This window comes from Cellulomonas sp. URHE0023 (assembly GCF_000688475.1).
GTDB lineage: Bacteria > Actinomycetota > Actinomycetes > Actinomycetales > Cellulomonadaceae > Cellulomonas.
Genome location: NZ_JIAN01000009.1, coordinates 168,929 through 182,128, shown reverse-complemented (window position 1 = coordinate 182,128; position 13,200 = coordinate 168,929). Strand labels below are relative to the sequence as shown.

Sequence of the window (13,200 nt, the reverse complement as noted above, 5' to 3'; positions counted from 1 at the left end):
CGCGATCTGAACACGTTGGAGGCACAAGGCCTCCTGGCGGACCTGCATCAGCGGGCGTCCATGTCGTCGACGAATCGAGAGAGCCCTGGCTCCAGTTGGGACACCCGAGATGGGGACACTTGGATCGACCGGCTGTAATTCAACTCGGACCGGCTCGTGAGCGACCTTGACGAGCCTCGACCTCTAGGCTCCCTGACATGTTGTCGGCCGGACCCGTAGTTGAGTACTCCGACCTCGGTCCGCTATCCGTGAGGGAGCCACCGCTCAGTGCTCGGTTGCGAGTACACCAAGCCTGGTACCGGCGCACCATTCTCGGTCTCGAACGTTTCGGCGCGTTGCCGCCGCCGAGTGGCCGACCGCTGGGCAGCGTGCTTGCGCCGGCCGACGCGAGCGCGCATCTGAACTTTGTTGCCGAGCATGCGAGCTCGATGTATACATCGCGCAGGCACGCCGGTTGGGGACTAGAGCCATTCCGTTGCACGTCGGTCATGACGTCGAGTCAGACGTTGACCATCAATCTCTTCAGTACGTTGCTAAATTGGCCCGGCTGGACAGAATCGGTACTGTCCGAGGTCCTCGGCCTCCCTGTTTCGTCAATTCTGGATCGAGAGCTCGAATTCGCTCCGGCGCGCCGAAGCGAGTATTTGCACGACATGACGCGTGTGGACTTCCTCTTGCGCGTGCTCATTGATGACACGGAACGGCACATCGTCTTTGAAACGAAATATGCCGACCGACACGTGAGCAGAGTGCCACGCATTGGTTCGGCATACGCGGCACTCGCCGGCCGTCGATCTCTGTGGCGACCCGGAGCGCTGGAGCTCGTCCCCAGACGCCTCAACCAACCGCTGCGTTGCCATGCCCTGGCGGCCGCTATTTCGGAGAAGCTTGGTGTCGTGGCCGAGCCGATCTACGTTCTAGTCGCGCACGGTGCCGACCGCGACGCTCGCCGGATCGTCGATGACTACGCGAGCCTTCTCGCTGATCCGTCACTGGTGCGGCTGCTGCATCTTGACGAGCTGCTCGAGTCCATGGCTCGGACCCAACCATCGTCGGCCGCTGCGTCAGCCTGCGAAGCGCTCCGCCTGCGATACGTCGACCTGGAAGCGAGCGATGCGGTCTGGGCGCAGCGAACGACGACGTGAACGTGGTGGCAGCGTTGCGCCGGAAACTGCGCCCGGCAGTCATCGAGATGCGATGTGGGTCTCCGCTGGTTGACTGCGCGGGTCGCGATGGGTCCGCAAGGTGCCCCGTCGTACGCTGAGCCCGCCGCCGTCGAAGGAGCTTGTGATGTTCACGCCTGACCCCGAGAGCTCGTCGTCTCCCCGACGGTTCCCGGCCCCCCCGCATGGGCAGTCCATCGGTCCCGACGGCAAACTGAAGGACACGCCGGCCAACCGTGCGCTTCGACCAGTCACGGCATCAGCGGAGACTTTTGACGCAGCTTCCAACCTGCGGTCCGTCTCCTACGCCGACTCGAGGTCGATCCTTCTCAACGGCGACGTGGAAGCACGCTTGCAGGATCTCATCGACGTTGGACTGAAGGTCGACACGATCGTCACATCGCCGCCGTACTACGGGCAGCGTGACTACGGGGTTGACGGGCAGATCGGGCTTGAGGAGCACCCTCAGGAGTTCATCGATCGGCTCGCAAACGTCTTCGACCTATGCGGCGAACTTCTGAGCGACACGGGTTCGATGTGGATCAACATCGGAGACACCTACTGGAGCGGGAAGGGCGCTCACAAGAGCGCCGAAGTGAAGCAAGGGGCTAGGCGATTCGGCTTGCGCCCACAGGACAGGCCTGGCGACGGCCAGTGGACGAAGCCGAAGCAGCTGCTGCTCGTTCCTCATCGCCTTGCGATCGCGCTCCAAGACCGCGGCTGGTTGGTCCGGAACGACAACGTCTGGGTCAAGCCGAACCCGGTGCCCGACCAGGTCCGAGACCGCTGCTCCACCTCGCACGAATACGTCTTCCACCTGACCAGAAACCGGTGGTACTACTTCGACCAGGCGCCGGTCGGTCGAATGCAGCCGAGTGGCCGCATCCTGCCGCCCCTGGATACTTGGACCGTGAAGACATCCTCGGGCGGGGGGAGCCATCGAGCGTCGTTCTCGGAAGATCTGGTGAGAATTCCGATCCTGTCAACCACACCCCCGGGCGGTGTCGTGCTTGATCCGTTCAACGGCAGCGGCACATCCATGCTGTTTGCACGGAGGGCCGGATTCAGGTCGGTCGGAATTGATTTGAGCGACGAATACTGTGCCACGGCGGCGGCAGCCTTAAAGGAACTCGATGCAGATGAGGTCCTCGGCGTTAGGCGGGGTGAATAGAATGACCTCCTACTTGTCGGCAGAATCGATAAAGGCGGCACTGGACGCACTCGGAATCTCACGCGCACTGCCCGCCCTAACGGACTACCTGATTTTTAAGCGCGCCGTGGTTATTCAGGCGGGAGATCCAGACTTCGACCTGCCTCAGGAAGTTCGCACGGGGAAGAAATCTGAACCATTCTTGACCGCCGTTCGCGAGATGGCCGCGTGGAGGGATGATCTGGAGGTGGCTCCTGAGGAGGGCTCCCCATATCTCAAGCCATTCGGCTACGACCGAGACAAGACTGGCCGCGGATACGTGAGCCACCGCTACTGGTCAAACGGCCCATCGGACACCGTCAACAGTTGGCAGTTTCGGGAGCCGGGTCTGATCATTCGTGTGGCCGGCAAGTCGCCGATGACATTCACGTTTCCCGAGACCACGGATCCGGAAGCTCTACAAAGGATTCTCCTGCTCGGCAATGCGCAGATCCCCCTGCCGCGCCTGATTGATTGTGCAGTCTGGTGGTTCCGATTCGCGGACCTCGACGCGAAATTCGGCGTTTCGGAGCCAAGTGACGAGAGGCTGGTTGACCAGTTCGTGGCAGACCTCGGCCTCAACGATGTTGAGATCCGCACCCTATTCGATCGGGCTTGAGAGAGATGCCTCAGACTTTTGTGGCGCAACTAGCTGAGCGCGACGACTGGCGGCCCGCGCAGGCGGGCGACGCCGCCCCGCGTCCCGCTGTCGCGGCCGCGGCCGCCCAGCGCGATGCAAGCGCGCTCGTCGAATACTTGCGGGCGAAGGGGTTCGTATTTGAACCATGGCAGATCGCGGCGTTTGTTGCAGCGGTTCGGGCGAAGCCGTTTGTGATCCTTGCTGGCATCAGCGGCACAGGAAAGACGAAATTGCCCGGTCTCCTCGCGGAGGCAACTGGTGGCGAGGCAGTCGTGGTGCCTGTGCGGCCCGACTGGACTGACGGCAGCGAATTGCTCGGCTTTGAGCGCCTTGACCGGAGCTTTCGCCCGGGGGCGCTTCTCGAATTTTCGAAGCGCGCGCACGAGGCGCCCGACGTTGAGATGTTCTTTATTCTGGACGAAATGAACATCGCGCGAGTTGAGTACTATCTAGCCGAAGTCCTGAGCCGCATCGAGCAGCGAGGCGACGGGCGTGACGGATACGCGACCCCTCCGTTGCTTGATGGTGCACCGATCGTCGAGGACGTCGACTGGTCAACGGTCGGCATCCCGCCGAACCTGTGCCTCGTCGGCTCGGTCAATATGGACGAGACGACGTTCGGCTTCTCACGCAAAGTGCTCGACCGTGCTTTCGTCATCGAGTTCAGTAAGATCGACCTCAGGATGATCCCCGCTCTGACCGAGGCCGTCGCCGTCCAATGGACGAGCGATGAGTGGCGGGGCGCTGCGACGACGCTGACGTCGCACCCTGAGGCGCAGTCCCCGGACTTGCTCGAAGTCATCGACGTTCTCGTGCGGGTGAACGAGATCCTCGAGACTGCGCAGCTTCAGTTCGGCTATCGGGTCCGCGATGAGATCTGCCTGTTCTGGCTCGCTTCGCGCGACCTGCACGAACAGTTCGTCACAAGTGGCGGCGCGCAGGTCGATCCGCTGGACCTTGCTGTTTCTATGAAGGTCCTCCCTCGAATCCAAGGTGGCGGCGCGTCGATCGCTTTGGTCTTGGATTCTCTCCACGCGTGGGCGAAGGGTGCCGACCAGGGGGGCGCTGTGCGCGCCTTTCCGTTTGTGGCGGATCGCGTTGAACTGATGCAGAGCCGGCTGAAGGAGTCCGGCTTCACGAGTTACTGGCTCTAGCTCGATGGCAGCCGTCGAGCTTCTTCGAGTTGAGACTGACAGTGTCCTGTTGACGATTGTTGGTCCGACTGACAGTCCTACGGGTCAGTTCGCGGATGGGCCGACGACAGCCGATGCTCCGCTTGTCGTCGATGCGGGTGGCGAGCGGGTCGAAGTCTTTGTCGGCAGCGCCTCGGGTCAGGTTCCCTGGGAGAGGGGAAGTGCAGGTCCGCGGTTCTTCGAACAGACGACCTACAGAGTGCGGATACGGGCCCGCATTGACGAAATTCCCGTGCTCTCGGGCCGGGATCCGGGGCTCTTCAATTCGATTGACGCGTATCCCGAGGACCGGATGCTGTCGGGAACGATCAACTTTCAGAGACAGGTAGGGGCTGCCCAGCTCAGCGTCTCGGTGGGAGCGATTTCGCTCGACATAGCGCTCTCTGTGTTCCCGACGAAGATCGACTACTCCACCGACTACCAGGCGTGCGTTCTCGCGCTGTCGGGGGTAGCTCGTGGACTCGCCCTCGAGTACATGAAAGCGACGCACAGATCGTTGGGCCCATCGAGCGAGGGAGCCCAGCCATCGAACTTGGAGTGGATCACGATCCTGCGCGATCGCGTGCTGCACCTTGAACGTTCGATGCGCTACGTCAACGAACATCCGCACCGGATTCTCGAAAGGGTTTGGCAGCCCGTGCGGGCAGACAGGCTCCGGCGAGCGGCTCCCGCGACCGTTCGTGCGATCGCGTCGGGAAAGGGCCGCGGACCGTGGCAGAGCGTAGATGCGGTCGGTCCCATGCGCGAGCAAGTGCCGGCCGCGACCGTCGAGGAGACACTCGACACGCCTGAACACCGGTTCCTACGTCAGCAGCTGACCAACGCCAGACGAAGGGTCGCGACGATCCTGCAGGAGCATGAGGTGTTCATTGCCGCACTTCGATCCCAGGATCGAGACACCAGTCGTGCCGAGACCGAGGCCGCATCACTAGTCGACATGGAAGCCCGGCTCAACGCGATGGCATCTCTACCGGTCCTCGGTCAGTCAAACTCCCCACCGCCGCAGGGGTTTGCTTCGCTCACGATGCTGCATCGGCCTGGGTATGGAGAGGCGTATGCCTCTCTCCTAGCACTTCGACTCGCCTTGGGGCTCAACGAAGGGGAGATCCGCGCGAGCTTCTCCGACGTTAACGACATCTATGAGGCATGGTGCTTCATTGAGGTAGTTAGGACGTTGACTTCCGTCCTCGGCGCCGTGCCCGACCTCGGTGAAGTATTCGCGATCGATTCGAGCGGACTGCGCATCGGCCTGCGCAAGGGGGTGCAGTCCACCGTCAGCTTCGAAATGGCCGATGGGCGTCGGGGCAGCGTTACCTACAACAAGCGATACCACGGGCTCACCGGCGCGCAGAAACCCGATGTGGTCGTTGGACTTGCCTACGAAGATGGGCTTGAGCTCGTCCTCGTGCTCGACGCCAAGTATCGGCTCGATGCTTCCGGGCCGTATCTCAAGACATTTGGCGTTCCGGGGCCGCCGTACGATGCCATCAATGCGCTCCATCGTTACCGCGACGCGATAACGGTGGGGCCCAGCGGGAGTCGGCAGCGCCCAGTGGTTCGTTGCGCCGCCCTTTTCCCCCTCGGTAGTGGGCCCTCCGAGAACTTCGCCAGTTCGCCGTTGTGGCGCTCCCACTACGAATTGGGAGTTGGAGCAATCCCGTTTCTCCCGAGCAATACGGGCCATCTACAGCGTTGGCTGGAGGACGTGCTCGCGCTTCCACCCTGGGAGTTGTCTCGACCTGGGCCCCGCTTCGCGGGAGAACAGTATTGGGTTACATGACGTGAGCGAAATGCTCCGTTTGAGCTGGGGTACCAGGACTCGAACCTAGACTAACTGAACCAGAATCAGTCGTGCTGCCAATTACACCATACCCCACCGTCAATATGGGTCCTCGGTCCAACATGCATTCCCTTTGAGCGGCGAACCTAGAGTACAGCACGAGTACTGCCGACTCGGCTGCGACGCTTGCGAGGCAGGGCGTCTCGCCAGCGTCGCCTCGGCGTCGATTATCGTGTTCGTCCGATCGAGGATTGCGTCGGCGAGGCGTGCGCTGGCCAAGGCATCGGCGCCCGTTCAAGAGTTGGCCCCTGCTCGACGAGTGCTCCCGGCAGGTGTTCGGGAGCACTCGACGGGACCTTGGTGGTGGCGACATGGACGGTCTTGTACAGCGCGATCGTGTGGGCCCTCGTCGCGGCGGGGGCTTCGACTCGAGTCGCCCGAGGACGTCGAAGCTTCGTCGCCGCGATCTCCGGGCTATCGGTGATCTCGTCGCCGGTGAGGTCGCTCATTCGGACCTGCACCGCCCCGGAGGCGGCCATAGCCGAGAAGGTCGCCGCGTTCCACTCGGCGACCCGCGCCATGCTGCCGACCGCGCCGTTCACGACGGCCGCGAGGCGGCGCGTGACCGCGTCGTGGAAGCCGGACAGTCGGATCGGCTTCTGCAGAGGTAGCAGGTCATTGAGCAGTTGGCGCACTGCTAGGACGTCTTCGCGGATTCCCGGATCGGGTACTGCCGGGGCCAGGTAGCGGTGAAGGTCGGCTCCGACTCGTTGCCAGGCTCGTCCACCCGCGAGGATCCAGTTGGCTTCGGCGGGAGCCGGCGAGATGTCGACGGGCACGTCCTTGGGCCGGGCCTGGGACCGGTTCTGGGGAGCCGTCACATTGATGCCGTACAGGGTCGCAGCGTGCGCGTGCACGGCGACGCCCAGGCCGGCCAAGTCTCGCAGGGTGGCCATGGCGTGTTCCGGTTGGTAGCTCAGCGCCCAAGCCGCGTGGCGTAGTCGTGCGAGACGGTCGGTGAGCTCGTCGATGGGTTGCCCAACGCGCACGGTGTGCTGGTTGAGCGGGATGTCCCACAGTCCGTGGCCGGGGGTTGCCTGCTCGACGAGCTGTCGGAGTTGCTGTGCGCGTCGCAGTGGTTCCTGGATTCCGGGGAGCCAGTCGTGCAGTGTCGACCAGGGGATGCCGGCTTGGATCGCGCGGTGGCCGAGGGGTTGCTGCGCGGCGAGCTGGAGCTCGGTCAGTTCGGCGAGTGTCCCCAGCGCTGATTGGCGGCGCTCGTCCTCGAGGACGAGTCGGGCAAATTCGCTGCGCGGGGACAGGTGCGGGCCGACGTGGGTCGCGAGCAGGTCCGCGGCAGCATTGAGTTTCTGGTTGGCGTCGAGCCAGGGGTGGGTGAAGTCGAAGTCGGGGTAGGGGGTCTCGATCCGTCTCGGGTTGATCGCCCGGATCGAGGTGAACACTCCTGCCGCGTACCGGTCGATGTCGTCCGGCGCTTCTTCTGTCTGTTCGACCAGGAGATTGGTGCGGACGTGCTGGGGGTCGATGAGCGCCCAGGTGTGCGACCGCAGGGTGCACAGGGTGTCGTAGTGGGCGCCGATGACGTTGCGCGCGTGATCGGGTGAGTCGAACCCGTTGATCATGAACTGCAGGAATCCGGTGTGCAGGTCGGCGGCTGCCTGGCTGACGAGGTCGCCGTAGGTCGTCACGGCACTGGCCCGAGGATGGTGGCGCGGGCTGTGTAGACCTTGCCGGCGACGCGGCGAAGGCAGGCGGTCTCGGCCGGCGTGGTGCCGGCGTCGATTAGCGCGTAGGTGCGCTCGAGGATCGCGTCGGTGAGCCTGCCGAGGATCTGGCGGGCGTCGACATGCAGGTCGGTGGGGCGGAGGGGGCCGAGGTCGACGGCGACCGCGCCGGTGGTCAGGTGTTCGTGGAGCCATTCGAGCTCGTCGCGGGCTTCGCGGAGGTCCATGGCCGCGAAGGTCAGGTCGGCGCTGGTGGTCAGCGGGACGCTCAGGCTCAGCTTCACGGTGGCGTGGCTGGCTGCGTAGAGCAGTGACCACAGCCCTTCCCACCCATCCGCGACGTGCTCGATCAGCACAGCGGCCGGTGTGTCCCATGTCGTGCTCATCGCTTGCGCCTCTCTCGTCGTCCTACCGGGTTCGTCCACCGTGCTGCGCCCCTGGTGGTCGATGTGATCGATCGGCCGGATGTGTGGATGAAACTCGGTCACACGACTAGGTGCGCCAGGAGGTGTGTAAGACGCGAGGTCGGTTTCGACGGTGGTCGTTGGGACGGATGAGGGCCATGACACCTCTGGCACCACCGGATTGATCACGCGAGGTTCAGATCGCGTGTTACACGTTTTCGGGCGCACTACTACGCATGAGCGATGGGGCACGGTCGTCAGCGGGGCCGACGCGATGGTGATGACGTTGCACCGGCTGACGGCCGGCGCCGGCTACCAGTATCTGTTGCGCCACACCGCGACCGGAGACTGCGATCGCGCCGGTACGACGTCGTTGACGGCGTACTACACCGAGTCGGGGAACCCTCCTGGGCGGTGGCTCGGCGCGGGCCTGGCAGGTGTCGGGGGAGCCGACGCAGTCGGGCTCGCGGTGGGGGCGCAGGTGGAGCAGGAGCCGATGGCTCGGATGTTCGGTCGGGGCTGTGATCCGCTGACCGGTAGTCCGCTGGGACGGGTCTATCCCGGCTGTGAGCCCGTCGCTAAGCGTGTCGAAGCGCAGGTGCGCGCACTTCCGCCGGAGATGGACGACGCGGCAAGGCATTCGGCGGTCGCAGCGATCACCAGGGTCGAGCTCGCGCGTGGTACGCCGAAGGCGGTGGCGGGGTTCGACCTGACCTTCACGCCGCCAAAGTCCGTGTCTGCCCTGTGGGCGGTGGCCGACGACCGCACGCAGGCGACGGTTCTTGGGGCGCATCGCGCGGCTGCGGGTCAGGCGTTGGCGTTCTTGGAGGCCCGCGCCCTGTTCACTCGGACTGGGCATGCCGGGTGCCGCCAGGAGCGCACCCGCGGTGCAGTCGCGGTCGGGTTCGACCACTGGGATTCCCGGGCGGGCGACCCGAACCTGCACACCCACCTGGTGGTCGCGAACAAGGTGCAGGGTCTTGATGGCGTGTGGCGGTCGCTGGACTCGCGGGCGCTGCACCACGCGACGGTGGCGATCTCCGAGGTCTATGACGCACTGATGGCCGACGAGCTCGCCCGGCGGCTGCCCGTGCGGTGGGGGTGGCGACACCGCGGTGAGCGGCGCAGCCCGCGACTGGAGGTTGAGGGAATCGGCGATGCGCTGATGGGGGAGTTCTCCTCGCGTTCGACCCGGATCGATGAGGCGATGACCGACGAGGTCGTGCGGTTCGCCGCGGCCCACGGGCGCACGCCGAACCGGATCGAGATCACCCGGCTACGCCAGACGGTGACCCGGGCGACCCGACCGGCCAAGCATGTCCGCCCGCTCGGTGAGCTCCTGGCGGCTTGGCGTCGACGTGCATCGGCCCTGACCGGCCGGTCGCCGGAGGAGCTCACCGAGGCGGTCCTGGCCCGCGGACGAGCGGTCCCGCTACGTGCGGATGCGGTGCCCGCGCCGGTGATCGAGAGGGTGGCCGAGGCGGTGCTGGCGGGGGTGATGGAGCGGCGCTCGACCTGGACGCGGTGGAATGTGCTGGCCGAAGCCGCCCGGGTCACCCGCGGATTCGTCATGGCTAGCCCGAACGACCGGCTGGCGCTGCTCGACGCCGTCACGAGCACGGTCCTGTCCGGGGCCATTTCGACCGCTCCTCCTGCACTGTTCGTCCCGGGGCCGGCCTATCAGCGGCCCGATGGGTCGTCGGTGTTCGACCGTCCCGACGAGGAACGGTTCACCGGTCGCAAAGTCCTGGCTGCCGAAGCGCGGCTCCTGGACGCGGCCGGCGTTCTGGACGCACCGGCGACCTCGCCGGCTGCGTTAGTCGCGGCCGTCGCTGGGGAGGGTCAGACGCGGCTCGCGCCGGACCAGGTCGAGGTCGTGCGGCACGTCGTCACCTCCGGGCGTCGCGTGGACGTACTCGTCGGGCCCGCGGGGTCGGGCAAGACGACCACCTTGCGCGGTGTTCGCCGAGCCTGGGAACACACCTACGGACGCGGATCGGTGATCGGACTTGCGCCGTCATCGGCGGCCGCGGCCGAGCTGGCCCGAGCCTTGGGGATCACGTGTGAGAACACAGCCAAGTGGACCTTCGAGTCGACCGGGACCGGCGCCCAGCGGCGCAACCTCATCCGCGGGCAGTTGGTCAGCGCCCGAGACCTCGCCGCACACCGGGGCGACATTTGGGCGGTGCGGACGATCCAGACCGCCTTGACCGGGCAGGACCGAGAAGACGCGCGTTGGGTGATGTGCCCGGGGCAGCTCGTGATCGTGGACGAAGCATCTCTGGCCGGAACCCTCACGCTGGACACGATCGTCACTCAGGCAGGGCTGGCCGGGGCCAAGGTGCTGCTGGTCGGTGACCACGGGCAGCTTTCCGCCGTCGACGCTGGCGGCGCGTTCGCGCTGCTCGCGGAGCGCAGCAGACCCGCCCGACTCACCTCCCTGTGGCGATTCAGCCACCCCTGGGAAGCCACGGCCAGCCTCGGGCTGCGCGACGGCGACCCCACCGTCCTAGACGCGTACATCGACCACGACCGGGTGCACGCCGGAGCGGCCGAAGCGATGCTCGAGGACGCCTACACGGCCTGGGCCACCGACATCGACAACGGCGCCGACGCGATCCTGCTGGCCCCCGACGCCCGAACCGTGGCGGCGCTGAACGCCCGCGCCCACAAGGATCGCGTCGCCGACGGGCTCGTCGCACCAGCCGGGGTGACAACCGTGGCCGGGGAACAGATTGGGCCGGGGGACCGGATCGTGACCCGCCGCAACGACCGCACCCTTCGCCCCGACGGAGCCGGGCGGCACGCCTACGTGCACAACGGGGACCTCTGGACCGTCACCCTGACCCACCCCGACGGGTCGATCTCCGCGACGCGGACGCGATCCGCCACAGGCACCGCACCCGTATCGATCGTGCTGCCGCCGCACTACGTCGCCCACGACATCGAGCTCGGCTACGCGTCCACCACCCACCGCGCCCAAGGCATGACGGTGGACCGGGCGCATGTGCTGGCCCACCCCGGCATGGCCCGCGAGAACCTCTACGTCGCGATGTCCCGCGGGCGCCACGCTAACCACGTCTACGTCGCCCTCGACGCCGTCGACCCCGACTGCGACGACCTACCCGACGTCCCGACCAGCAGCGCCGGCCACGAGGTCGTCGCCACGATCGTCGCCACACCGGGCGCCGAGCAGTCCGCCACCGCGCAAATCGCCACCGAGCAGATCGCAGCAGGGTCCATGCATCGCCTCGAGCCCATCCGACGCACCTTGCTCGCCGAGGCATCCCGCACCCGATGGACCGCAGCGTTCACCCGTGCCGGACTGGACGACCGCGCTCTCCAAGACCTGGCCTCCGTCGAGGCGGGCGGCCTGTTCACGACCTTGGACCGCATCGCCACCCTCACCCCGCAGACCACGAAGGTCCTGCGCGAGATCGTTGACGCGACTGGCGAGGACGGCACCATCACCGAACTGACGAGCGAGGCAAACAAGTGGCTCCGCGCCCACGCCGAGCAGCCGCGAGACGTGCCCATCACCCGGAGCAGCGAGAGCCTCGACGAAGACGGCCTCGCCCTGATCACCACGATCGATGAGCTCATCGCTCAACGCGCCGCAGCTCTGACCAGCGCCGTACTCGACGACCATCCGGCCTGGCTCGATCGCCTCGGACCCGAACCCCGCGACCCGAACGCGCGAGCAGCCTGGCTCGCAGAGATCACCGCCACGATCGCCCACCTCGACCAACAACGACCCCAACACCTTCCCACCAGTCCACGCCAGCCGTACCCCGGCGCCGTGAGCCCCGTCCCGCAAGGAACGTTGATCCGATGACCCGCCCCCGCCGCCGACCGACGACTCAGAAGCAGGCGTTCTTCCCCAAGCGCGTGCTCACAGCGCCGATCGGACCACCCACCCCGATCGTCTGGTCCGCATTCAGCCCAGCCGACCAAGAGCTCCTGCTCGAAGAACTCGACCTGTGGGTCACCTGGCTTGTCGAGCGCTACCGCCTCGACCACCGCATCGTGCCCCCATGCTGGACGCAACACGGCCAACTCATCGAAGAGCTCTCTGCGCTGCAGCTGGCATGGCAGGGCGCGTTCGCATCAAGTGCCGTCGCAGACGCCCCGTTGAACTGGCACGAGCGCTTCGCCGTCGCACGCCAACGGATCGCCGACTGCGTGTCCCGAACGGGGTGCCGACCCGACGCACACCGAGAGCCCTGAGGCTGAACCTTCGTCGGCAGGTCGTGCCACGACGGCGGAGTCGCAGAGGCCCAGGGCGCTCGGGATCGCGTCCGGCGTCCCTCCGCGCTCGAGACGGTGCGCTGGACCGATCGCAAGAAGGTTTGTCGGTGGTCGCATCTAGCCTCCTGACCAGGACGATCGGGGAGGGACGGGGACATGCACGCTCAGCTAAGAGAGGTGCTGAGGCACCGATACGTCTATGTGCCACGCGGCACCGAGCAGGACACTCTCCAGCCGGGCAAGCGGCTCGGCCTGGCGGTGGCGCGAGAGCACGGGGCCCGCCTGACCGTGGTGGCTCCCCGGAAGGACTCGGCCACACACCATCCGGAGCTCGCAAAGCTGGAGATCGTTACCGAACGGAGCGGCTTCCCGCAAGACGGCGGGGTCGTACTCGCCTGGTGTCCGACCTACAAAGTCATGGAGAAGGTGCAGCACCTGGAAGGGAGTGTTGTGGTGCTGGTCGAATGGATCCCGGGAGAGCACACCGCCTGGGCGAAGCTGCACGGGGCGTACAACGCCGTGACCGGCGAGGTAATGGACGCGGGCCTGAGCTCCGAAGCCCTGAATGTGCTTGAAGGCATCGTGCATGAGGGATACAAGGGCTGGCACGACGCCATCGCCGTTGGACTGACGCAGCGCTACCTCGACGACCTGGCCGCGACGGACGCCTACGACCGCGAGATCGTGCTCGCGTACGCACGCAAGAGCAAGTCAGAGAACAGCATCGAGCGTCTCAAGAAGATCCTCGACAAATTCGAAGCGGTGAAGGCGACGACATCAGAGGGTCGAAGTCGTCCGATCCGCACGAGTCGAGAGTGGTAGTTCGAGGCCAAATTCC

Annotated in this window: 10 protein-coding genes and 1 tRNA gene; 8 read left to right on the top strand and 3 right to left on the bottom strand. The window is 65.7% G+C overall.

Translation table 11 applies throughout. The features are described from left to right. Positions 1-197 precede the first annotated feature (197 nt). From N553_RS25190 to N553_RS24495, 5 genes are all read left to right on the top strand, one after another. Positions 198-1,145, top strand: coding sequence for a hypothetical protein (locus N553_RS25190; RefSeq protein ID WP_231505311.1), 948 nt, complete (start codon positions 198-200; stop codon positions 1,143-1,145). A 145-nt stretch (positions 1,146-1,290) separates the two neighbouring features. Then, positions 1,291-2,334 (top strand): site-specific DNA-methyltransferase, encoded by a 1,044-nt coding sequence (locus tag N553_RS23475; RefSeq protein WP_081844756.1) that lies wholly within the window; start codon positions 1,291-1,293, stop codon positions 2,332-2,334. Between the two features lies 1 nt (position 2,335). Continuing rightward, positions 2,336-2,971, top strand: coding sequence for a hypothetical protein (locus N553_RS0117635; protein WP_028047626.1), 636 nt, complete (start codon positions 2,336-2,338; stop codon positions 2,969-2,971). Positions 2,972-2,976: 5 nt separating this feature from the next. Then, complete coding sequence (locus N553_RS23470) at positions 2,977-4,146, top strand: McrB family protein (protein ID WP_051640320.1); 1,170 nt, start codon at positions 2,977-2,979, stop codon at positions 4,144-4,146. A gap of 4 nt (positions 4,147-4,150) precedes the next feature. Continuing rightward, the gene (locus N553_RS24495) at positions 4,151-5,965 is read left to right on the top strand and encodes a DUF2357 domain-containing protein (RefSeq protein ID WP_081844742.1); all 1,815 of its coding nucleotides are present in this window, start codon (positions 4,151-4,153) and stop codon (positions 5,963-5,965) included. A 24-nt stretch (positions 5,966-5,989) separates the two neighbouring features. Here the strand turns inward: N553_RS24495 and N553_RS0117620 are convergent. The 3 genes from N553_RS0117620 to N553_RS0117610 all read right to left on the bottom strand — a co-directional run bounded on the left by N553_RS0117620 (position 5,990) and on the right by N553_RS0117610 (position 8,198). Beyond that, positions 5,990-6,061: transfer RNA gene (locus N553_RS0117620), tRNA-Gln, on the bottom strand. Positions 6,062-6,192: 131 nt separating this feature from the next. Further along, the gene (locus tag N553_RS0117615) at positions 6,193-7,674 is read right to left on the bottom strand and encodes a hypothetical protein (RefSeq protein ID WP_028047624.1); all 1,482 of its coding nucleotides are present in this window, start codon (positions 7,672-7,674) and stop codon (positions 6,193-6,195) included. Continuing rightward, the gene (locus N553_RS0117610; RefSeq protein WP_156043895.1) at positions 7,671-8,198 is read right to left on the bottom strand and encodes a hypothetical protein; all 528 of its coding nucleotides are present in this window, start codon (positions 8,196-8,198) and stop codon (positions 7,671-7,673) included. The genes N553_RS0117615 and N553_RS0117610 overlap by 4 nt, the downstream gene beginning before the upstream one ends. Positions 8,199-8,394: 196 nt before the next feature. On the opposite strand from N553_RS0117610, the gene mobF reads away from it, so the two are divergent. The 3 genes from mobF to N553_RS23450 all read left to right on the top strand — a co-directional run bounded on the left by mobF (position 8,395) and on the right by N553_RS23450 (position 13,184). Next, positions 8,395-11,949, top strand: coding sequence for a MobF family relaxase (gene mobF, locus N553_RS23460; protein ID WP_197030124.1), 3,555 nt, complete (start codon positions 8,395-8,397; stop codon positions 11,947-11,949). After that, entirely contained in the window at positions 11,946-12,341 is a 396-nt protein-coding gene (locus N553_RS23455) for a hypothetical protein (protein WP_051640318.1), read from the top strand. The genes mobF and N553_RS23455 overlap by 4 nt, the downstream gene beginning before the upstream one ends. A 177-nt stretch (positions 12,342-12,518) precedes the next feature. Continuing rightward, positions 12,519-13,184 (top strand): hypothetical protein, encoded by a 666-nt coding sequence (locus tag N553_RS23450; protein ID WP_197030123.1) that lies wholly within the window; start codon positions 12,519-12,521, stop codon positions 13,182-13,184. Positions 13,185-13,200 lie beyond the last annotated feature (16 nt).